Origin of the sequence: Streptomyces sp. NPDC058955 (assembly GCF_042741435.1) — a bacterium.
Taxonomy (GTDB): Bacteria; Actinomycetota; Actinomycetes; order Streptomycetales; family Streptomycetaceae; genus Streptomyces.
Genome location: NZ_JBHYKM010000028.1, coordinates 41686 through 62897, shown reverse-complemented (window position 1 = coordinate 62897; position 21212 = coordinate 41686). Strand labels below are relative to the sequence as shown.

At 70.6% G+C, this 21212-nt stretch carries 22 protein-coding genes and 2 pseudogenes; 15 read left to right on the top strand and 9 right to left on the bottom strand.

What is annotated here, in order from left to right; genetic code table 11:
• Positions 1-3: 3 nt before the first annotated feature.
• Entirely contained in the window at positions 4-912 is a 909-nt protein-coding gene (locus ACFW1I_RS14100) for an amino acid ABC transporter permease (protein WP_384669603.1), read from the top strand.
• The gene (locus ACFW1I_RS14095) at positions 909-1652 is read left to right on the top strand and encodes an amino acid ABC transporter ATP-binding protein (protein ID WP_384669601.1); all 744 of its coding nucleotides are present in this window, start codon (positions 909-911) and stop codon (positions 1650-1652) included. The genes ACFW1I_RS14100 and ACFW1I_RS14095 overlap by 4 nt, the downstream gene beginning before the upstream one ends.
• A 100-nt stretch (positions 1653-1752) precedes the next feature.
• Here the strand turns inward: ACFW1I_RS14095 and ACFW1I_RS14090 are convergent, their stop codons facing one another.
• Positions 1753-2127 (bottom strand): helix-turn-helix transcriptional regulator, encoded by a 375-nt coding sequence (locus ACFW1I_RS14090; RefSeq protein WP_384669600.1) that lies wholly within the window; start codon positions 2125-2127, stop codon positions 1753-1755.
• On the opposite strand from ACFW1I_RS14090, the pseudogene ACFW1I_RS14085 reads away from it, so the two are divergent.
• Positions 2076-2507: pseudogene (locus tag ACFW1I_RS14085) on the top strand (NAD(P)-dependent oxidoreductase); the annotation flags it as partial. The gene ACFW1I_RS14090 and the pseudogene ACFW1I_RS14085 overlap by 52 nt on opposite strands.
• A 48-nt stretch (positions 2508-2555) precedes the next feature.
• Here ACFW1I_RS14085 and ACFW1I_RS14080 read toward each other — a convergent pair.
• Positions 2556-2984: an ester cyclase gene (locus tag ACFW1I_RS14080; RefSeq protein ID WP_384669599.1), complete on the bottom strand. Its 429-nt coding sequence runs from the start codon at positions 2982-2984 to the stop codon at positions 2556-2558.
• A gap of 538 nt (positions 2985-3522) precedes the next feature.
• On the opposite strand from ACFW1I_RS14080, the gene ACFW1I_RS14075 reads away from it, so the two are divergent.
• Positions 3523-4179, top strand: coding sequence for a hypothetical protein (locus ACFW1I_RS14075; protein ID WP_384669597.1), 657 nt, complete (start codon positions 3523-3525; stop codon positions 4177-4179).
• A gap of 60 nt (positions 4180-4239) precedes the next feature.
• Here the strand turns inward: ACFW1I_RS14075 and ACFW1I_RS14070 are convergent, their stop codons facing one another.
• The 3 genes from ACFW1I_RS14070 to ACFW1I_RS14060 all read right to left on the bottom strand — a co-directional run bounded on the left by ACFW1I_RS14070 (position 4240) and on the right by ACFW1I_RS14060 (position 8113).
• Complete coding sequence (locus ACFW1I_RS14070) at positions 4240-5040, bottom strand: hypothetical protein (protein ID WP_384669595.1); 801 nt, start codon at positions 5038-5040, stop codon at positions 4240-4242.
• 690 nt (positions 5041-5730) lie between these two features.
• Positions 5731-6525, bottom strand: coding sequence for a barstar family protein (locus ACFW1I_RS14065; protein WP_384669594.1), 795 nt, complete (start codon positions 6523-6525; stop codon positions 5731-5733).
• A gap of 241 nt (positions 6526-6766) precedes the next feature.
• A complete protein-coding gene (locus ACFW1I_RS14060) occupies positions 6767-8113 on the bottom strand; it encodes a jacalin-like lectin (RefSeq protein WP_384669592.1) in 1347 nt (448 codons plus the stop codon).
• A gap of 233 nt (positions 8114-8346) precedes the next feature.
• On the opposite strand from ACFW1I_RS14060, the gene ACFW1I_RS14055 reads away from it, so the two are divergent.
• Together ACFW1I_RS14055 and ACFW1I_RS14050 are read left to right on the top strand one after the other, a co-directional pair.
• Complete coding sequence (locus ACFW1I_RS14055; RefSeq protein ID WP_384669591.1) at positions 8347-10083, top strand: PHP domain-containing protein; 1737 nt, start codon at positions 8347-8349, stop codon at positions 10081-10083.
• Positions 10080-10595, top strand: a complete 516-nt coding sequence (locus ACFW1I_RS14050) for a hypothetical protein (RefSeq protein WP_384669589.1) — start codon at positions 10080-10082, stop codon at positions 10593-10595. Before ACFW1I_RS14055 ends, ACFW1I_RS14050 begins: the two co-directional genes overlap by 4 nt.
• 119 nt (positions 10596-10714) lie before the next feature.
• Here the strand turns inward: ACFW1I_RS14050 and ACFW1I_RS14045 are convergent, their stop codons facing one another.
• Positions 10715-11101, bottom strand: a complete 387-nt coding sequence (locus ACFW1I_RS14045) for a VOC family protein (RefSeq protein WP_384669587.1) — start codon at positions 11099-11101, stop codon at positions 10715-10717.
• A gap of 63 nt (positions 11102-11164) precedes the next feature.
• On the opposite strand from ACFW1I_RS14045, the gene ACFW1I_RS14040 reads away from it, so the two are divergent.
• Entirely contained in the window at positions 11165-12136 is a 972-nt protein-coding gene (locus ACFW1I_RS14040; protein ID WP_384669585.1) for a helix-turn-helix transcriptional regulator, read from the top strand.
• A 468-nt stretch (positions 12137-12604) separates the two neighbouring features.
• On the opposite strand, the gene ACFW1I_RS14035 is transcribed toward ACFW1I_RS14040, so the two are convergent.
• Entirely contained in the window at positions 12605-13279 is a 675-nt protein-coding gene (locus ACFW1I_RS14035; RefSeq protein WP_384669582.1) for a TetR/AcrR family transcriptional regulator, read from the bottom strand.
• A 117-nt stretch (positions 13280-13396) separates the two neighbouring features.
• Here ACFW1I_RS14035 and ACFW1I_RS14030 point away from each other — a divergent pair, with 117 nt between their 5' ends.
• The 4 genes from ACFW1I_RS14030 (at position 13397) to ACFW1I_RS14015 (ending at position 16492) form a co-directional block, all read left to right on the top strand.
• Entirely contained in the window at positions 13397-14293 is an 897-nt protein-coding gene (locus ACFW1I_RS14030; protein WP_384669580.1) for an MFS transporter, read from the top strand.
• The gene (locus tag ACFW1I_RS14025; protein ID WP_384669578.1) at positions 14212-14820 is read left to right on the top strand and encodes an MFS transporter; all 609 of its coding nucleotides are present in this window, start codon (positions 14212-14214) and stop codon (positions 14818-14820) included. Before ACFW1I_RS14030 ends, ACFW1I_RS14025 begins: the two co-directional genes overlap by 82 nt.
• 57 nt (positions 14821-14877) lie before the next feature.
• Complete coding sequence (locus ACFW1I_RS14020) at positions 14878-15717, top strand: SDR family oxidoreductase (protein WP_384669576.1); 840 nt, start codon at positions 14878-14880, stop codon at positions 15715-15717.
• A gap of 169 nt (positions 15718-15886) precedes the next feature.
• The gene (locus ACFW1I_RS14015; protein WP_384669574.1) at positions 15887-16492 is read left to right on the top strand and encodes a suppressor of fused domain protein; all 606 of its coding nucleotides are present in this window, start codon (positions 15887-15889) and stop codon (positions 16490-16492) included.
• A 431-nt stretch (positions 16493-16923) separates the two neighbouring features.
• Here the strand turns inward: ACFW1I_RS14015 and ACFW1I_RS14010 are convergent, their stop codons facing one another.
• Positions 16924-17523, bottom strand: coding sequence for a TetR/AcrR family transcriptional regulator (locus tag ACFW1I_RS14010; RefSeq protein ID WP_384669572.1), 600 nt, complete (start codon positions 17521-17523; stop codon positions 16924-16926).
• Between the two features lie 328 nt (positions 17524-17851).
• Here ACFW1I_RS14010 and ACFW1I_RS14005 point away from each other — a divergent pair, with 328 nt between their 5' ends.
• The 3 genes from ACFW1I_RS14005 to ACFW1I_RS13995 all read left to right on the top strand — a co-directional run bounded on the left by ACFW1I_RS14005 (position 17852) and on the right by ACFW1I_RS13995 (position 19820).
• Positions 17852-18202, top strand: coding sequence for a hypothetical protein (locus ACFW1I_RS14005; RefSeq protein WP_384669570.1), 351 nt, complete (start codon positions 17852-17854; stop codon positions 18200-18202).
• Between the two features lie 154 nt (positions 18203-18356).
• On the top strand, positions 18357-19046 hold the full coding sequence (locus tag ACFW1I_RS14000; RefSeq protein ID WP_384669568.1) for an RNA polymerase subunit sigma-70: 690 nt from the start codon (positions 18357-18359) through the stop codon (positions 19044-19046).
• A 378-nt stretch (positions 19047-19424) separates the two neighbouring features.
• Positions 19425-19820, top strand: a complete 396-nt coding sequence (locus tag ACFW1I_RS13995; RefSeq protein ID WP_384669566.1) for a hypothetical protein — start codon at positions 19425-19427, stop codon at positions 19818-19820.
• A 106-nt stretch (positions 19821-19926) separates the two neighbouring features.
• Here the strand turns inward: ACFW1I_RS13995 and ACFW1I_RS13990 are convergent.
• A pseudogene (locus ACFW1I_RS13990) lies at positions 19927-20022 on the bottom strand (IS5/IS1182 family transposase); the annotation flags it as partial.
• Positions 20023-20209: 187 nt separating this feature from the next.
• Between ACFW1I_RS13990 and ACFW1I_RS13985 the strand changes: the two are divergent.
• On the top strand, positions 20210-21040 hold the full coding sequence (locus ACFW1I_RS13985; protein ID WP_384669564.1) for an isocitrate lyase/phosphoenolpyruvate mutase family protein: 831 nt from the start codon (positions 20210-20212) through the stop codon (positions 21038-21040).
• Positions 21041-21212 lie beyond the last annotated feature (172 nt).

Below are 21212 nucleotides of genomic sequence, written 5' to 3'. Positions count from 1 at the left end.
ACCGTGGACATCAGCAAGACGGCCGCACCGGACCGGCCGACCACCTCTCCCGACACGCCCGACACCCCCTACCGGCCCAGCGAGCACGAACGGGAGCGGCAGCGGTACCGCCTCTCCCGCAAGCGCCGCCACACCTGGGTCTCCACCCTGTGCACCCTGCTCGCCCTGGTCGCCGTGGGAGCGGCGGCGGTCTCCTCGCCGGGCTGGGAGCGCGTCGACAGCCTGTTCTTCGACGGCGCCGAACTCCGCGCCGCCTTCCCCGATCTCCTCCGGGGCTTCTGGCTCAACATCCAGATGTTCCTCGTCGCCGAGGTCCTGATCCTCGTCCTGGGACTGCTGATCGCCCTGGTGCGCGTCACCCGCGCCCCGGGCCTCCAGCCGCTGCGGCTCGCCGCCACCGTGTACGTGGACGTCTTCCGCGGCGTACCGACCCTGCTGCTGGTCTTCCTCGTCGGCTTCGGACTGCCGGCGCTGCAGCTGCAGGGAACCCCCTCCGAGCCGTGGGTCCTCGGCGTGATCGCCCTCACCCTCTCCTACACCGCCTACGTCGCCGAGGTGTTCCGGGCAGGGCTGAACTCGGTCCACCCGGCGCAGCGGAACGCCGCCCGGGCCCTGGGCCTCAACGAACGGCAGACCCTGCGCCACGTCGTGCTGCCCCAGGCGGTACGCAACGTGCTCCCGCCCCTGCTCAACGACTTCATCGCCCTGCAGAAGGACACGGCGCTGGTGTGCGTCCTCGGTCCGCTCGAAGCGCTGCGGGCCGCGCAGATCAAGGCCGACTACGACTTCAACTACACCCCGTACCTGGGAGCGGCCCTCTTGTTCATCGCGGTAACCATCCCCCTCACCCGCTTCGCCGACCGGCTCCAGCAGCGGGCCGCGCGGCGCACCTGGGCGGGGGCGGGCCGATGAGCGCGCCGCTGCTGCGCATCCGCGGCCTCCGCAAGCAGTACGACGAGCGGCTGGTCCTGCGCTCGATCGACCTGGACGTCGCCGAGCACCAGGTCGTCTGCCTCATCGGCGGTTCCGGCTCGGGCAAGTCGACCCTGCTGCGCTGCGTGGACCTGCTGGAGGTCGTCGACGACGGCACCGTCCACCTGGGCGAGACCGAGCTGACCGACCCCCGCCTCAACCCCGACGTCGCCCGCCGACGGATCGGCATCGTCTTCCAGGCGTACAACCTGTTCCCGCACCTGAGCGTGCTGGACAACATCACGCTCGCGCCCCGCCAGGTCCACGGCGTCCCGCGCCGGAAGGCCGAGGCCGCGGCCCGCGAGCTGCTCGACCGCCTCGGGCTCGCGGACAAGGCCGACGAGCACCCCGACCGTCTCTCGGGCGGGCAGCAGCAGCGCGCGGCGATCGCCCGCGCCCTGGCCACCGAACCGGAGCTGCTGCTCTTCGACGAGATCACCTCGGCCCTCGACCCCGAACTGGTCGGCGAGGTCCTGGACGTCGTCGCCGACCTCAAGCGGCGCGGCCTGACCATCCTGATGGCCACCCACGAGATGGACTTCGCCCGACGCGTCGCGGACCGGGTCTGTTTCCTGGAGGGCGGCGTGATCGTGGAGCAGGGCACCGCGGAGCAGGTGCTCACCGCTCCGCGCGAGCAGGCCACGCGACGCTTCCTCGCCCGCGCGCTCGACCGCTCCTGACGCCGTCCCACGCCCCCTGGCGGAACGCGCAGCCCGGTTCCTCCCCTTCCCCGGGGAGGAACCGGGCTTTTCCGTCGGCGGTGGAGCGCCGGCGGGTGGTTCAGCGGGGTGGCCGGCCGGGATGGTAGGGGGCGCGGAAGGCAGCGGGTGTGGTGCCGGTCCGCTGGGTGAAGTACTTGGTGAAGTTGCTGGGGTCCGGGAAGCCGAGGCGGGCCGCGATGGAGACGACGGGGGCGTCGTCGTGGGCGAGGAGGCGTTTGGCCTCCAGGATGACGCGCCGGTCGATGCAGTCCTTGGCACCGACACCGGCGGCGGCCAGCGACGCCCGGGTGAGGGTGCGGGGCGCGTACCCGAGAGCCTGGGCGTAGTGGCCGACGTCCCGGGCGTGGGCGAAGTCGCTCTCGACCGCGCGGCGGAAGCAGAGGCGGCGACGGCCCCGGCGACCTCGCCACCATCCGGCCCGCCGCCGAAGCACTCACCGAAGGTCTGCGCACCCTCGGCCCGCAGGCCCCGCGCCTGATCACCGTCGGTGGCGCCGGCTCCCTGCGCACCCCCGACGGCAAGCAGGTCTGGGACACCCCTGGCCTGCCCGACTTCCTCCTGCAGATCATGCGCGCCCACGGCGACGCCCTCGACCACTACCGCACCGTCGCCGACCTCGGCTGGACCGACCTCAGCCCCGCGGCGGAGATCGCCCCCGGCGACCGCACCGGTGCATACCGGACCGCCCTGGACGACCTCGTCACGGACGAGAGCGGCAACAGCGCCATCTCCGTCGAGGACTACGCCCTCGCCCTCCTCGACGAGATCGAACACCCCCGCCACCACCAGCGGCGCTTCACCGTCGGCTACTGATCCCCCGGTACGGGTACGGAGAGCGCGCGCCGTGGATCAGGTCTGACGTCAGTGCTCGGCAGCGGCTTGCTCCAGCTGGGCGGTGATTCCCTGCCGGTCGATCTGGATCCAGTACTCGACGATCAGGCCGTCCTCCACGCGATAGACCGCACTGGTCGTCGCTGTGATCTGCGCACCGGTCGGCGGGTGGTGGTCGACCGCTCCCACATGGTGTCCGGTTTGGGTCCAGCGGGCATAGACGCGATCGCCTTCGGCGATGAGCTCGTCCACGGTCAGCGTGAAGGCGCCGTACGCGTCGAGCATCTCCTGGACGTGCTCGGTGTACTGCTGCGGTGTTCGCTCCACGACCACCGGCGCCTCCGAGACGACCTGGTGGGCTTGGACCCGGCCGGCCATGAAGCGACCGGCTCGGTCAGGATGCAGCCCTGACCGCACCTGCAGAAGAAACTCGCGGACCGTGTCCTTGGCGTTGATCATCCGCAAAGTCTGGCATTCCCTCCCCGCCGCGCGAGTCTCGGGGCGCCGTCGGCCGGATGCGGCGGACACTCACCGCGCTGCCGCAGCAGGGGCGGCGGACGTCCGCGGCGAGCATGAGGAACAAGGTCAGACCACTCTCACGACATCCGACAAAGAGACATCGATCCTGGTCGCGTCACCGAGAATGTCCACCGTCAACTCAACACGGCCCCGAGCGTGGTCGACGGCCACCACGGGGCTCGTGAAGTCCGTGAACGGTCCCCCGGTGATCCGTACGTCAGTCCCGACCTGGATGTCCCTCTCGTGCGTCACACCGACCCCCTTCCGCTGCTGCCTCAGTCAGCCGTCGCTGGCAGAATTGAACCTACCCTTGGCGGAGCGGAGCCGGACGACCCGGGGCAGGCTGCGGGGGGGGCGACCGTTGGTTCAACGACAAGCTGGGCGACGCGATGCTTCCGGTCCGCCGATCCGGCGGCTCTTCCGTGACGTCATCGCCGACCGTCTGCCTCTGCCGGGCGCCAGGCCGGCCCAGGCCGCAATGCTCTTCGACGCCGAGGTCGACCCCGGTTGGGACGACCGGAGCTTCCTCGGCGACTTCTACAACGAGATCCTCCACCAGGACACGTGCCGGCCCGACACCGCCGGCGGCCTCGCCCTGCCCGCGGCCCTCGCCGTCGACGACCGGATTCCCGCCCGCCACCGGTTCCAGGCCGTCGTCCTGCTCTTCAACGCCGCCACCGTCGCCGAGCGCCACCTAACCGAGGCCTGGCCGGCCACCCCGCGCCCCGACGATCACGACAGCGAAACCCGCGCCCGCAACGCGGTCGAGGCGCACGTCCCAGATCTGCTCGCCCGCTGGTCGGCCGAATGTCCCGCGGTCCGCCTCGCGCTCGCCGGCCTCGCCGTCGTCTTCCCGACGGACCGCACCCTCCCCGCCCTGACACCACGCCTGCAGCCGTTCCTTCACCAGTACCCCCAGGCCACCGACATCGGCGACTACGTGCGGTTCGTCCTCGTACTCGCCGCCCAGGACGAGGGCCAGACCCTCAAGGCGACCGAGGAACTCACCGACACCTACTGGGCGGGGACGGCCCGCGGAGCACCGACCCGGGCACGAGCCCTCCACCTCCTCGGCCAGATGCTGACCAAGGCCGGAACCGTACTCACCCATACAGGTTCGTCAGGACCGCGCTGACGTGCCCTTTCGCCGTGCCCTCGCTCCGGGGGGTGCGGGCCAGGAGGGCGTCGCACCCCCTCAGGCGTTCCGGCGGTTGCCGTCGGCGTCGCAGGGGAGTTCGGCGACAGGGTGGTTGGCCGTGAAGTCGCGTTCGGCCTGGCGCTCGGCCTCGGCGATGGCGGTGGGCTCGATGTCGATGATGCCGCCGAAGGGCCGGTCGACGTCACGGATGATGACGAGGGCCGTGGTCAGCAGGGCGGTGATCACGACCAGCGTGATGATCTGGCCCCGGTTGTTCCTGCGGGGCAGGCAGATCCCGAGGGCCGCGACGGTGATGACCAGGGTGGCGAGCAGGAACCAGAAGATGGTCGAGGGGATGCTGGAGGTCGCCTGGGTCAGGCGTTCCTCGCGTTCGTCGGAGCGCTTGTTGTCGGCGGCGACGAGCATGCCGAAGGCCGGCTTGCCCTCCAGCGTCTCGAAGGTCTCCCGGAACGACGTCGACCACACACTGGGGGCCGGCGAACCGTTGCCGTCGGACATGGCGGGCCATTCCTGGACCCGGACCGCGCGGGCGTAGCACACGGCGTCAGCCTGGATCTTCCCCCGCTGCAGGGCAGGGGCGTACTCGGCGGTCTCCACGAGCTGGTCCAGCGCGCGGGCCTCGCCGCGCGCGGCCACCTCGGCCTTGCCGTACGAACCGTTGGCGGTGACCAGAACGAAGGAGAGCAGCAGAACGGTCATCGTCAGCAGGGGGCCGACGAGGTCCTTGACCGCCATGCCCTCGTCGTCGTCGGCGTTGACCAGCCGCGGCCGGAGCCAGCGGTTCGCGGCCAGGCCGGCGAGCAGCGCGAGTACGGCGACGACGATGACGAGGACCACAGGAGCCACCTCCGGGGAGAGCTTGGGTTCCCCGGCAAGGGCCGGGGCGGCGTGATCATCTCCGAGCCGGTGACAGGGCAGGAAGTACGGAAACGTTCCCTCGCCCCCGCATGAGCGACGCCCCCTCGACCATCCGGAGCAGGGCCCTGACCTCCCCGTTCTCCCCGTTCTCCCCGTTCGAGTGCCCGTCCGCGAACGGTGGAGTGCGGTCGCCTTCACCGTCCACGCGCACGCGGCTCCGGCAGCGATGGTTGCCGCGCCCTCCGCCCAGGCAGGCCCCACTCACTCGGGGATCGCCCCCGCGCGAGGTCGGGTCACCGTCGGCAGGAGATCGCCGGCTCAAGAGGCGTCAGCTCATGCCCAGCTGGTTGATGTGCCGGCATCGTGCGGCCGCGTTGGGAACTGTCGGTGCCCTCGCCGGGGACGTAGGTGAAGGTGATGCCAGGGTTCGCGCGCGGGACACCGCCGGGCCGCGGCGAGGGTGAAGTCGTACGTGATGGTGAGTTGCTCGGCGATCGGGGACAGGTCCGTGAAGCCCCGGGGGACGACGTCGCGCAGCTCGGGGTGCGTGATGCCAAGCCGTTGCCGACGCTCACCGAAGGCTCCAGGTCGCGGAGTTCACGTCGCACACCGCCGTCCGTAGAACTCCCCGCATCCTTGCGCGGATCACTCCCTCGGACCGACCAGCCGTCACCGGAGGATGACGCTCACGCCCCGTTCTTCGAGAATCTCCACAAGCAGGTCGAACACCGTCACCTCACGATCGCCGACAGGGACGCGTTCCGCCAACCGTGCCCGTGCCTCGGCCGAAGAATCCCAGCGCACGGTGAAGGGAGCAGTGGCGCCCCACCCGCCGCACAGGCAGTCGTCCAGAGCGTCGAGGTTCCAGCCGAAGTACCCTCCGGGCCCGTTGACGGCCTCACCGATCGCACAGTAGAAGCTGTCCTCGTCGATGATGTGCCGACCGTCCAAGACGAGCACCTGACCCACCGGAGCATCCGGCTTTCCCTGACGCTGGTATCCCCGGGACCACAGCGCCACCGACAACCACGCATGTCGCTCCTCCGCTGCGAGCTCGCGCCACATACCCGTACGGTTCAGACCGCCTGTGCGGACCAGATCCCACGCTCGTTCCGCTCCGGGCAGAGCGTCCGCACACCAGAGGGTCACCGTGAGGTCGACCAGGCCGGCGCCATGTACAGAGGGCTTGACCTCGACAACAGTGACCTCGCCCACGAAGTAGGAGCCCATAGTGGCGCCGTCGCGGTCCAGAAGGGCGACATAGGCGTTTCCCGCCCTGGCGCGACGGAAACCGACGTGACGGACGCTCTCCAGCAGACCACCCTGCGGGCGACATCCTTCGAAAAGCACGCGGCGAGTGCCCTCCCCGTCCGGAAGCGGCGTGAAGAGTCCCCTGGCCCCGTGAACAAAACCCCAGAAGTCGCTGTCGTCCTCGTCCGAGAACAGCGCGTATTTCACTTCCACCCCTGGACACCCCACCCGGTGCGAGCAACCCACCCCCAAAGGAAACGCTGATCATACCGAGGACCCACTCACCTGACAGCCGCACACACTGCTCCACCCAGGGCTGGCCACAAGCCGTCGCCCCAGACAACGATCGCCCAAGCCGGACCCCCGGGCCGAACCTCCCAGACCCACCTGACACCGCCTCGACCGCCTCGACCGCCTCGACCAAGGACGTAAACCCCCCGAGGGCGAGCGCTGCTCAGCCGATCGGTGCGTACAGCACGCCCAGTTTGTCGATCTCGTCGCCCGACCGGCCCGTGAAGCCGACGATCTGCCAGCCGGGCGGTGCGGTGAAGGTACGGGTGTCCGACGACGCCACGCCGGAGGAGAGGGTACGGCCCCGGTCGGTCGTGAAGGCCGCCGAGAAGATCCTGGTGCGACCGTCCTTCTGGCCCTGCGTCAGCTTCACCGAGGTGAGGTGCTCCCCGGTGACGAGCGTCAGGGACGTCGCCGTGCCGCCCGTACCGCCGTGGGTCAGGACCCTGCCGCCGTCGTGCGTCAGCGACACCGCGTCCAGGCGGGAGCCGCCACGCAGGGTGAGGGTGCGCGGGGACACGGTGGTCGGCAGGTCGTCAGCGTCGTTGAACGCGGTGCCGTGCGGGCCGCCGAGGAAGTCGCTCGCCTTCAGGGACGGGGCGAGGGTGTAGGAGAAGTCGACCGTGTGCGGGAAGTGGTCGGAGAGGTGCTTGCCGTCGGAGCGGAGGAAGGACGCCCACTCGTTGTGATAGTGGGTGGCATGGAGGCTCAGGAGTTCGCTGCCGCGGTACAGGACCTTGTCGACGACCTCGCAGGAGTCGGCCGGGGCGGCGGAGTCGCAGAGCAGCGGGTCGCCGCCCTGCGGGGGCGGGGTGCCGCCCTTGACCAGGTCGACCCACGGGTCCTTCAGGCCGTTCTCCGACAGCAGGGTGCGGATGTTGTCGCCCGCGCGCGTGTACCGCGTGTTCGTGTCGCCCATGACGATCACGGCGTTGCCGGAGGAGTTGGCCTGGATGAAGTCCGACAGCTGCTCGATGTTGGCGCGACGGGCCGCCAGCGCGTCATCGGTGCTGTCGGCGTTGGTGTGAACGTTGTAGAGATCCACGAAGACGCCCTCGGCGAGCCGAGCTCGGGCCAGGGAAAAGCCTTTCGGGGTCAGGCAGTTGGTCCCCGTGCAGTGGTTCCACCTGACCCGCTGGAAGTCCTCGAAGGCGTAGTCGGAGAGGGTGTTGAGGCCGTCGCCTATCGCGGCTCCGCCGCTGGTCGCCGTGCGGTGGGGGTGGGTGTCGTGGGCGTACAGGGAGGCGTGGTAGTTGAAGTCCTCCTGCACGTTCACGATGCCGTACGGGCCGAGCCGCTCCCCGATGAGCGGGGTGTTCGTCTCCGGGTCGCTGTCGCCGAGGCCGAGGGGGAGGCCGGCGATGTTGTACGTGAGGACGGTGAAGGATCCAGTGGCGCCGGCGGCGACGGAGGGGGCGTCAGGGGCGGCGGCCGTCGGCGTGGCGCCGGTGGCGGCCAGGCCGGTCAGGGTCAGGGCCGCGGCCGCGAGGGTACCGAGGAGTCTTCTCATGGGGGGGTGTCTCCGGTCGGAGGAGTGGACGAGACATGAACGATGCTCAGGTTCGGCGTACAACACCACGATGAGCAAGGGAACTTGAGGAATCAATGAGCGCGGACGCGAACCGTCGCGCCCAGGTCGTCCGCCACTCACCCACCAGTCGTTCAATTTTCACCTTTCGCCTCGATCCTCCTCAGGCGGCGCAGCAGCGCCCGCGGCGGCAGGCGGTAGCCAGGAGGCGATTCATGGGGCACGGCCACGGGCACGGTCATCACTGGCACGTACACGGACACCTACACGACCACGACCACGACCACGACCACGACCACGATGACGCGCACACGGCGACGGAGCTGCCCGCCGCCTTCGACGCCTCCGTGCCCGACGAGGCTCTGACCCCCGAGCAGCGGTCACGCCGCTCTCTGCTGCGCCGGGCGGGCCTGCTCGGTGCGGGCCTGACCGCCGCGAGCGTCCTCGCCCCGCAGACCCCCGCGGCTGCCGCTGCCCCCGGCGCCCGCCGGGCGAAGGGCTTCCTGTGGCTGGCCGGCGACCACCACGTCCACACCCAGTACAGCAACGACGGCAAGTACCGCGTCGCCGACCAGGTCCGACAAGGCGCCAGGCACGGCCTGGACTGGCTGGTCATCACCGACCACGGCAACGCCACCCACGCCAGGATCGGCGTCGAGAAGGTCAACCCGGACATCCGAGAGGCCCGCGCCGCCTACGAGGACACCCTCGTCTTCCAGGGCCTGGAGTGGAACATCCCGGGTGCCGAACACGGCACCGTCTTCGTCCACCCCGGCCGCAACGAGGTCTCCGTCCTCAAGCGGTTCGAGACCGACTACGACGGCAGCGTCAAGGGCGCCGGCGACTCGACGCCCGCCAACGAGGCACTGGCCATCGCGGGCCTCGGCTTCCTCGCCGACCAGGTCCGGCAGCGCCAGGTCAAGGACGCGCTGATGCTCGCCAACCACCCGGCGCGCAAGGGCATCGACTCGCCGCACGAGATCCGTGCCTGGCGCGACGCGACCGGGGAGGGCCGCCGCATCGCCGTCGGCATGGAGGGCGCCCCCGGCCACCAGGCCGCCGGCATCGCCAAGGGCCTCGGCATGGGCCGGGCCCGTGGCCTGTACGACGGCAGCCCGGGAGCCAACTCCTTCCCCGGCTACCCGCTGGAGAGCTACCGCACCTGGGGCGGGTTCGACTGGATGACCGCCACCGTCGGCGGACTGTGGGACAGCCTCCTCGCCGAGGGCAAACCCTGGTGGATCACCGCCAACTCCGACTCCCACCACGTCTACACGGACACCGCCGTCCGCGGCCCGAACGGCGACTTCGCCACCGACGGCAAGCACGGGGACCCCGTCTACGGCGGGAGGATCGACCTCACGGAGGGTGACTACTGGCCCGGCCACTACGGCCGCACCCACGTCGGGGCCGACGGCTTCGGCTACGCCGCCGTCATGGACGGCATCCGGGCGGGTCGTATCTGGGTGGACCACGGACAGTTGATCAGCGGTCTCGACGTCCGCGTGGCCGGCGGCAGCCGCTGGGCCACGCTGGGCGGTGCCCTGCACGTCAGGAAGGGTACGAACGTCACGCTGACCGTCGACGTCGCCCTCGCCGGAGGGCCCAACTGGGCTGGCTTCGTGCCGCGGTTGTCCCGGGTGGACGTCATCCAGGGCGACGTGACCGGCCCGGTAGCGGATCGGGACACCTTCACCGCGCCGACGGCCAGGGTCGTGACGTCGTACGAGGTGAACAGGTCCTCCGGCAGCGTCCGCCTCAGCTACGACCTCGGACGCGTCGACCGCCCGGTCTATCTCCGACTGCGCGGCACCGACGGCAACCGCACCGCCGTCGGCCCGATGGGTGCCGCGGTCGACCCCGCGGGCCCGGCCATCGACGTGATCGGGGACGCGGACCCGTGGCTCGACCTGTGGTTCTACTCGAACCCGGTGTGGGTCCTGCCGTCGTGACGCCGCACACGCTGACGGTCGACGCACACGCCAGGGACCTGCGCGCCGCCGACCACCTGCTCCACACGCTGGCCTCCGAACTCGACCTGCCTGACGAGGTGTTCGGATGTACGCACCTGGTGCGCGACGAGCGGCCGCGTGTCGCGGTGTCCCTCGCCCTGCCCTCCCGGCGGCTCCTGAGCACCGTCGAGGAGCGGCTGGCGGCACACGGCCACCCGGTGACGCGTGGCATCCCCGACGCGGTGGGCCGCGCGGTGCTGTACCCCGGCGCGGCCTCCCTCACGGGCACACTCGCCGTCACCGACGTCCTCGCGCGCTCGGCGATCGACCGCGTGGCCGTGCTCGGGGCCTTGGACCCACCGGCCCCGGACACCTGCCTGGTCACGAACGACCACGTACGCCCCCAATGGACGGCCGACGGCGAACTCGTCCTGTCCGCCATGCCCGCCGCGGGCGGGGTCCTGGTGCCTTTCGAGATGCCGGACCCGACCCCGTGCTGCGCGGACCACTGAGGCGGAGAGTCGGCCGAGCTCCCTCAGGACAGACGGACACTCGCCGGGGCCGCAGGTCCCCCGCCCGAGGGCCAGGCCGATAGAGGTCGCGGGAGCGATTCCGGCGATTTCTGTGGTGCTCAGACCAGGGTGGAGATGCAGAAGGGATGGCCGGCCGGGTCGAGCAGGACCCGCCACCGGTCGGGCTCCGGCTGGAACCCGGGCTTGACGGCCCCCAAGGCCAGAAGGCGCGCCTCGGCGGCGTCCAGGTCGTCGACGCCCAGATCGATGTGGGCCTGCTTCTCCTGGGCAGGGTCCGGCCAGGTGGGACGGCGGTAGTCGGACAGCCGGTTGAATCCCAGGCCGGCCGCGCTCTCCTGGCCGAGCAGGACGAAATCCTCTGTGGAGTAGACGACCGGCAGACCGAGGACCTCACCGTAGAAGCGGGCCAGTTCTGCGGGGTCCGGGCAGTCGAAGGTGACGGCCGCATAGCGGAACGTAGGTGCGGAAGCGTTTCCCGTGTTCATGAAGAAGACGCTACGGCTGGACCAGGACAGATCCGGTCCTGGTCATGTGGAACACTGCGGAACATGATCAGCGCATCCGCCCGCCTGCTGCGACTGGTCTCCTTACTGGCCGCGCGGCCATCGTGGACCTGCGGTGAGCTGGCCGGCCGGATGGAGGTCACCGACCGCACCGTGCGGCGGGACATCGCCAAGCTCCGGGAACTCGGCTACGCCATCGAGTCCGACCCCGGACCATGGGGCGGATACCGCCTCCGCGCCGGAACCCGGGTGCCGCCGCTGATCCTCGATGACGAAGAGGCGCTCGCCGTCGCCGTCGGACTGCGCGGGGCGGCGCACAGCGGCGCGCTGGGCGGTGACCAGGCCGCGCTGTCGGCACTGCTGAAACTGCGGCAGGTCCTGCCCCAGCGGATCGCCCACCGGCTGGGCGAGATGGACGCCGCCTTCGTCCACACCCCCAGGCCCGAAGAGCCGCAGATCACGCCGGGCATGCTGCTGGAACTGGCTGCCGCGTGCCGCCGTGGCGAGCGCGCCCGTCTGTCGTACCGCGACTGGCAAGGAAGAGCCACGATCCGGGACGTCGACCCCTACCGCCTCGTCCACACCGGCCGCCGCTGGTACTTCGTCGCCCGGGACGTGACACGGGATCAGTGGCGGACCTTCCGGGCCGACAGAGTCGACCGGCTGCAGACGACCGGACACCCGGTGGAACTCCTCGACCCGCCCGACCCCGCACGGCTCGTCTCCCGCTCCATCGCGACCGGCCCCTACCCGCTCACCGCCACGATCCGCCTCCCGGTGCCCATGGACCAGGCCCTGCGACTGATCCCCTCCACGATCGGCACCCACCGTCCCGATGGCACCGACGCCACCATCGTCGACGTCGGCGGCCCCGACGCAGAGGGACTCGCCCAGTACCTCCTCGGCCTGGCCACACCCCTGCGAGTCCTGTCACCGGACGCCGTACGACAGGCCCTGCTGCGCCGCACCCAGGAACTCCTCGACAACAACGCGGACGCAGATGGCGAGTCCCGCTAGTGACGCCGTCAGGGCATCAACGACACCACGTCGCCGAAGCCAGCGGGACCCGGAGCCGACAGGCCCCTGGCGACCCACAGGCGTCATCGCTACAGATCACCGGCCGCGCCCGTCTCCACGAAGCGGACAACGCAGCGAGGGAGGTGATCCAGGAACTCCGGCAGGCTGTCGGCGACCCTGTCGAACTCCCCGTCGTCCAGGGAAGCGGTCCTCGAGCGGTGGACCTCAAACGGCGGCCCTCGTCGTCGGCGGCCCGGACCTCAGTGACGCCCGGCTCAGCTCCACGGAGCCCTTCAGCACTCCGCCCACGAACTCGGCGTCCAGCCCGCAGCGTACGAAACGCACCTGAACGTCGCCTTCAGTCCGCTCCGTCCCGACAGGGCTGTCGGCGGCTTCGCCCGGGCCGTCTGGCGCGTCGGCGCCCGTCACGCGGTCGCGGCGGGCGGGTCGGGGCTCGTTCGCCGGATCTCACCGTGCGGGAGTGTGGAGGATGCCGTTGATCAGGACGTCCAGACCCCAGGTGTCGCGGTCGCCTGGGGAGAACAGGGCCTGGCGGAGCGAGGTGATCATCGGGTAGCGGTCGGCGGGCAGGGCGGCGTAGCGGCGGTCGGCGTCGGCGAGGGTGCTTTCTTCGTCCGAGCCCTTGGTGTTGTAGGCGCTCTGTTCGGCGGCGGCCGCGGCGAGGTGGAGCCAGAGCAGGTCGACGGCCCAGGCGGCGGTGGTGTCGGTGAGGTCCCCGGCCTTGAGCAGGGCGAGCATGCGGTCGAGGACGAGCAGGACGTTCTCGCCCGTGGGGATGGCGCCGAGAGCGACCTGGGCCAGGCCCTCATGGCGGCTCATCGCCTCCACGGCCGCCCCGGCCAGGACGTGCAGGTGTTCGCGCCAGTCGCCGTCGGCGGGGAGCGGGGTGCGGGGGACGGGGGCGAGGGCCTCGTCGAGCATGGCGGCCATGAGGTCGTCGCGGTGGGCGACGTAGACGTAGAGCGAGGCCGGTCCGGTGTCGAGTTCCTTGGCGACCCGGCGCATGGTGAGGGCGCCCAGGCCGTCGCGGTCGAGGATCTCCAGGCCGGTGCGGACGATGACGTCGCGGCTGAGGGGGGCCTTGGCGGGGCGTGCGCGACGGCTGACCGGTTGCGTACTCATGGGGCAAGCCTAGCCCGGAACGAACACTGTTTGACACGAACAATGTTCGCTCACTACCGTCGAAACGAACGTTGTTCGTGACGAATGTTGTTCGTCCCGTTGTCCCGGGGGTTCCCCATGACCAGCACCATCGCCCCGCCCACTGAGGCCGGGGCCCTCCCGCCGTCCCGCCGCTGGGCGATCCTCGCCGTGATTCTGGCGGCCGAGGTCCTCGACCTGCTCGACGCCACCATCACCCACCTCGCCGCCCCCACCATCACCGCCTCCCTCGGCGGCGGCGCCTCCCTCGTGCAGTGGCTCGGCGCCTCCTACGCGCTCGCCCTGGGCGTACTCCTGGTCGTCGGCGGCCGGCTCGGCGACAAGTACGGCCGCCGCCGCGTCTTCCTCATCGGCCTGGCCGGTTTCACCGCCGCCTCCCTCGCCTGCGGCCTGGCCACCGGCCCGTCGGTCCTGGTGGCCGGACGTCTGGTGCAGGGCGCGTTCGGCGCCCTGCTGATCCCGCAGGGCTTCGGCATCCTCGGCGCCGTCTTCCCCCGCGACCAGATCGGCAAAGCCTTCAGCGCCTTCGGCCCCGTCCTCGGCCTGTCCGCGGTCGGCGGGCCGATCCTGGCCGCCACCCTGATCGACGCCAACCCCTTCGGGCTCGGCTGGCGCGCCATGTTCCTGATCAACATCCTGCTCGGCGGCGCCGCCCTCGTCGCGGCCCACCGCCTGCTGCCCCACGACTCCGGCGACCGGACGACGGTGATCGACGCCATCGGGTCGGTGCTGCTGGCCGGAGCGATGGCCACGCTGCTGTACGGGCTGATCGACGGCTCCACCCACGACTGGCGCCCGCTGTCCTGGGCCTCGCTCGCGGGGGCGGTGATCTTCTTCGTCGCCTTCGCCCGCCGCCAGACCACCGCGGCCAGCCCGCTGATCCGCCCGTCCCTGTGTTCACCAACCGCGGGTTCGTCTCCGGCCTCGTCCTGGGCATCGCGTTCTTCGCCGCCGTCTCCGGCCTGCTCTACGTGATCTCCCTCTTCCTCCAGGACGGACTGGGCTACTCACCCCTGCGCACCGCCCTGACCGGCAGCGCGCCGATGGCCGCCGGCATCGTGATCGCCTCGATCGCCTGCTACCGGCTCATCGCCCGGCTGGGCCGCACCCTGATCCTCATCGGCCTGGGCACCACCCTGGCCGGCACCCTCGCCCTGGCCGCCGCCGTCCACACCTGGGGCACCGGCACCGGGCCGGCCGCCATCGTCCTTGCCGCCGTGGTGACAGGACTCGGCATGGGCACCTGCTTCGGCACCGTCTACGACATCACCCTCGGCGACGTCACCCCCGACGAAGCAGGCTCCGGATCCGGCTCCCTGACCGCCGTCCAGCAGCTCGCCAACGCGCTCGGCGCCGCCGCCGTCACCACCGTCTACCTGCACACCCCCACACGCGCCGCGCACGGCATGCTCCTCAGCCTGCTGATCGTCGCCGGGATCACCCTCGCCTGCTGCGGCCTGGTCCGCCTCCTGCCCAAGAACGCCCAGCCCCAGCACCACTGACCCCCACCCACCCCACAGCCCAACGCAACGCTGTGACCAGCAGAAGGAAGCACCCGCATGTTCCTGATCACCGGAGGCCGCGGCGCGGTCGCCACCCATCTCACCCGCCTGCTCCACGACGCGGGCCTGCCCATCCGGCTCGGCTCCGCCCAGCCCGACCAACTCACCCCTCCCCCTGGCGTCGAGACGGTCCGCCTCGACCTGGCCGACCCCGCCACCTTCCCCGCCGCCCTGAACGGCGTGCGGCAGCTGTTCCTCTACGCCAGCCCCGACCGCATCGCCGACTTCACCGACGCCGCACAGTGGGCCGGCGTCGAGCACGTCGTACTGCTGTCCTCCTCCAGCGTCCTGGCCCCCGGCGCCGCGACCGACCCGATCGCCAAGCCCCACCTCGACGTCGAACAGGCCCTGCTCGCCTCCCCGATCGCCACCACGATCCTGCGGCCGGGCTCCTTCGCCTCCAACGCCGGCGCCTGGGCCTGGTCCATCAAGTCCGACAGGCCCGTCAGCCTGCCCTACCCCGACGCACACAACGACCCCATCCACGAACGCGACGTCGCCGAAGCGGCCCACGCCGTCCTCACCGACCCCCGCCACCGCGGCGGCCGGTTCACCCTCACCGGCCCCCAGTCCCTGACCTTCGCCCAGCAGATCGACCAGCTCGCCAACACCCTCGGCCACCCCATCACCGCCCACCACGTCACCCGCGAAGCATGGAAGGGCGAAATGGCCGAGTACCTCCCCGGCCCCTTCGCCGACGCCCTGCTCAACTGGTGGCAGGCCCACGACAACTCCCCCGTCACCCTCACCACCGCAGTCGAAGACCTCACCGGCCACCCCGCCCGCCCCTTCACCACCTGGGCGACCGACCACATCACCGACTTCACGACGGCCTGACAACCGACCGAGGACAGCAGACAACCCACCACCGTGACCGCCCGGCGCCCACGCCTCCGCAAACCCGACAGGCACGGACGCCGGTCACAGAGCACCGAGGGCCGAGGAGGAGGCGGCGGAGCGTAGCGGCCGATGTACCCCGAGGCCGAGCGGACTCAGAGAGCCTGGGATGACCCGTGAGATCCTCTCCATCATGTTCGAGAGCGAGCGCGGCCAGCGGGCGATCGCAGGCGTCGAGGCCCACGTTCGCGGCTTCTTCACAGGCCATGCGATCACGGTCAGCGACTACGACTTGGGACCTGGGCGAAGCGGAGCGGTTCCCGACCTGCGGATCCTCACCGTCAGCCCTGGACCACGCGCCGACAGCTGGGCCTACGTCACCGCCGGCTGCTGGCCCACAGCCGAGACCGACGGCCACGGCCTCGAATTCGTCCTCACCACGCCCGCCCGCGACGACCGCTTCGCCGACCTCCTGGCCATGACGGCCCTCTACCACGCCGATCACCACCTCGACGTCGAGCACAGCCTTCCCATCGGTGAGCCCTGGCTGCCCGGATCCCACTGCGACCACTTCCTGATCAGCCTTCCTTACCTCCATGGCCCCGACCTGGAGCACTGCCCTCTGCCGGACGGCCATGCCCGCATCCTCTGGACCCTTCCGGTCACTGCAGCCGAGATCACGTACCGCCGTGAGCACGGCCACGAAGCCCTTGAACGACTCTTCGACCAGCACGCGATCGTGCCCACCGACCCGAGACGCCCATCCGTCGTCTGAACCGCACGGGCACGGTCCAGGGGCACGCAACAGCCCGGAAAGCCCTTCAGCACCGTGGTGCAAGGATGAGGATGAAGGCCGACAAGCCCCGGGGAAGCCGTGGACGACCTTGCCGACGTCGGCGAGCCGGTCGAAACGGTGTCCCGCCCCGTACGGGGAGGTACATATGGTCGCTTCGGCAAGCTCAACGGACGAGACCACAGACCTTGGCGGGCGGGCACGGCCTGCCACCGCCGGGGTCGTTGGTGAGCGCCATCAGGAAGCGCACCGCCACCATCAGCAAAAGGCCGCCTATGGCGACCCACGGCGCATTGCGGCCCCGCCAAGCCGTCGTCTTCAGGCGCCGTGGCCAGTCCCCGGTCGGTGTTCCGCGCGAAGGGCGGTTCACCGGCTTGACTTTGGCCCGCTTCGTACCGACGGCCGCTCCTCAATTACTGGTGCGGGGCGGCCTCGTCGGGCGTGAGCGCACGGATGACGTGCGCGATCAGCGTGTCGAGATACTCGGGGTCCGGCAGGCCGAGGTGGAAGACCAGGCGGTGGTAGAGCGGTCCGTAGAACAGGTCGAGGGCGACGTCCAGGTTCGCGTCGGGGTGGAGTTGGCCCTGATCCTGAGCGCGCCGCATGCGCTGTCTGAACTCCTCGATGCGCGGCTGGATCAGGCGCTCGCGCACCTGGTCGGCCAGTTCCGGATCGCTGAGGGCGTCCGCGATCAGGCCCGTGAGCGGGGCGTGTGACGGTGGCGTGAGGAAGCCGGTGACAGCGGCGAGCTGTGTGCGCATGTCGGTGGCGAGGTCGCCGGTGTCGGGGTGGGGGGCCGCAATGTCCGCCACCTGGTGGAGGGCTTCGAGGACGACGGCACCCTTGGACGGCCACCACCGGTAGATCGTCTTCTTGCTGACGCCGGCGCGGGTGGCGATGCCTTCGATCGTCACACGGCCGTACCCCTCTTCGGCGCACAGTTCGAGTGCGGCGGCGAGGATCGCGTCGTGACTCCTCTGGCTACGCCGCTGTGGGTTCGGGGGCTTGGTCACCACGCCACCCTAGCAAGACACGATACGTGTCGTGTTGACAGAGACGCGATCAAGCCTGCAGTCTCAGACCTAGACGACACGGCACGTGTCGTGTCTCATTGGGCGGGGGGGGCGGACCTGTGCGCCGACGCAAGAAAGCGAGTGGGTTCCCATCGACAAGGCGCGTTCTCGGCCGACTGCGCGGCCATCACGTACGGGCAGAAGCGCTCGGACCCCGCAGTGGCATGCGTCGGCGACGCGTTCATGGCCTGCGAGGGCGGCGAGGGCGGCGAGCCCATGGTCTTCGGACATCCTCCGACGTCGTACGGGCCCTGCACGCCACTGCCTGGTGCAGCACAGTGACCCGACTGGCGCTGCACCAGCCGCCTTCGTCACCCGCGGCAGGCGTCCGCCGACCACGTCGCTCGCCTGGAGACGACTCTTCGAGCAGGACACGTACGGCGACGCCATGGCCTACGGCCGACACTCCGGCGCACCACACATGCTCACCGGTGCGCGGGAACTCGCCGCGCTGGCGCACCACTTCACCCTGCGCCCCTTCCCCGGCCAGGAACACGACATTGGAGAACAGGAGAGACACAGCATGACCGCACCCCTGAAGAGACCCGGCGGCCGCTCCCTCTCGATCTCGAAGAAGTACGGCCACTGGATCGCCGAGTGGAAGGTGACGCGGGGCTGAGGCTCCGCTCGACACCCCCCGGCCGGCAGGAGCCGGCCGCAGGCCGCGGCTCGGGCCGGTCGGGGCCGCGGGAGCGGCTGGGGTGGGTGAAGGGGATGACAGCCGATCCTGCTCGGCGGCCCGGGAGAGCTTGTGCCAGGAGGCGGAATCACACGTGAAGGATCTTGTTGTGGGCAGCGAGCGTGAGGCGGTGGCCCGACTGGAGGAACACCGGGCCGCGCTGACCAAGTACTGCTACCGCATGCTCGGCTCGTACGCCGAAGCCGAGGACGCCGTACAGGAGACGATGGTCAGGGCATGGCGGAACATCGAACGGTTCGAGGGGCGTTCGTCGCTGCGGGCGTGGGTCTACCGCATCGCCACCAACGTCTGCCTGGACGCCCTGACCGCCGACAGACGGCGGGCTGTGCCCATGGACCTTTCGGAGTCGACACCCGGAGTCTCACCTCCGGGAACTCCGCAGGACGCCGCCGTGTGGATGGGACTCTGGCCCGGAGGGGATCCCGAGGCCGCGGCGGCAACGAGCGAATCGGTACAGCTGGCCTTCGTCGTCGCGCTCCAGCACCTCTCCCCCAGGCAGCGGTCCACGCTAATCCTCCGGGACGTACTGGCCTTCTCGGCCCGGGAGGTTGCAGAGTTGCACGGCTCCACGATCGCCTCGGTCAACAGTGCTCTGCAGCGAGCCCGCACGACACTGGCCGGCCGCCGCGAGCCCGACGGCACCCTAGAGGCCTGGCCACACGACTCCGTCCACCGCATGCTGGCCGAACGGTATGCCACCGCATTCTCCCGCTACGACATGACGGAGCTGAACACACTGCTCCGCATCGACGCCACGCTGTGACAGCCGCGGTACGCGAAGAGGGTCCGTCCGTCCCCGATATCCACACCTGACCTCCGCCACTTCCCCAGCCCAGCGGCTGAAGGCCCGCGCACGATCTGCTCACAGCGCACCGCCGGCCGCGTAGGCAACGATGCGGCCGATCGTGACTGGGTGGACCAGTCGCCAGCATCAACCACCCATCGTCCACGGCTACTTCGGCAGCCCGAACGTCCGCTGCGTCCTGGATGGTGACCGAGGGCTTCAGTTGGCGGGTTTCGCCAACTGAAGCCCTCGGCGTCCCGTGGACCCCGGGCTGCGGGCGCTGTTCGGTAAGCCATGGTGCGACGGTGCCGCCCGAAACCCCTGGCAGGAGACCGCGCGCCGTGAGATCGTCCGCAGGTGACTGACGTTGCTGCTGGACAAACGACTTCGGGACGACCGGACGACCGCGCCGCGTCCGTCCTGCGCTTCGCGACGGAGCTCGTCGCGTGGGTGGCCACCCCCTGGGCGCTGGCCGACCACTCATGGCTGCTTGCCGCCGTGTCCGTAGTCGTTCTGATCGGCCTTCCGACCCTGTTCTCCACCCGGGGAGACAAGGCCCACGTCATCATTGCGGTGCCGGGCTGGGTCACGATCCTGCTGGTGCTGCTCCAACTCGCCGCAGCCGTGATTTCCTCATGGCTGGCCTGGCCTGCTTGGGCGGCGGTCCCCGTGACCGTGCTGGCCGCCAGCACCCTCGTCACGGAGCGGCAGCGCTGGCGGTGGCTGGTTTCTGCGGATCAACCCGCCAACTGAGTTCTGTCCCGCCGATCCCCCACCCGGCCCCGGCACACGCGGTGCGCAGCCTGGTCGCTCTTCTCGGGGATGGCACCGACCCTTCTGACGTGGCGGGCGGCGGAGCTTTCCACACGTCGGCCGCATGCTGGTGGGCGCGGATCGAGGTGGAGTCAACCGAGACGTTCCAGCCGATCTCGCCGGCGGCATCGGCCTGCGCCTGCGCCTGCTGGAGAAGCCGTTCCGCAGCAGAGGCAGGTGAACTCCGCCTCCCATGGCCGGCACCGGCGCCGCGCGCCACCTGAGATCGGTCAGGCGGAACCCAAGTCCTCGTCCGCCAACGCACGAGTCGCGGCCGGGCGGCTGTCGGACCGGTCGGGCGTGATCGTTCATATCGCTCTCGTGGTGCAATGTTGTTCATGGCAACGCAACTTGAGATCGCACAGCGGTTCCGGTCCCTGCACGTACCAGGCACGCCGCTGGTTCTGCCCAATGTCTGGGACGTGGCTTCCGCCCGTGTGGTCGCGGACGCGGGTGCTACGGCGATCGCGACCACCAGTGCCGGGGTCGCCTGGTCGCTCGGACACGGCGACGGCGATCATATGACCCGCGACCAGGCGCTCGGCGTGATCGCGCGGATCACGGCCGCCGTCGACCTACCGGTCACCGCCGACATCGAGCGTGGCTACGCGGCCGACCCTGACGGCGTTGCCGAGACCGTCCGAGGCGTTGTCGCGGCCGGAGCCGTGGGGATCAACCTGGAAGACACTCTGCGGCCCGTCGCCGAGCAGGTCGAACGGATCGCCGCCGCACGCGAGGCCGCGGACGGGACCGGTATCCCGCTGTTCATCAACGCCCGTATCGACACACACCGCTTGCCGCCGGGTGACCACGCGGCCTGGCTGGACGAAACCCTCACCCGTGCCCACGCCTACGCGGCAGCCGGCGCGGACGGAATCTTCGTCCTCGGCACGCCGGACGCCAAGACGGTCCGGACGCTCGCGGACTCCCAGCCCCTGCCGGTGAACGTGCCGGCCGGTCCCGGATCGCTGCCGGTGTCCGAGCTCGCCGGGGCGGGAGCCGCCCGCATCAGTGCGGGGTCCTCCCTCGCCGAGGCGGCGTACGGGCTGGTCCGCCTGGCCGCCCGCGAACTGCTGGAGAAGGGCACGACGACCGCGCTGCAGGGCGGATTCGACTATGCCACCCTCAATGCGCTGCTCCTGGCCGAGCCCCCGCGCTGAGACACGGTCAGCACCGCAGCCACGTGTGCATCACCGGCACAGTGACGGTTCCGTGGACGACGTGGCCCGCTTGTCGTGGTGCGCGGTGCCACGGACCGGAAGTCTGGGGGCAGCGGCGTGCGGGTCGGGGACCGTTGTGTGGTGCGGTCGCATGCCCGTTCCGGGGCGGACT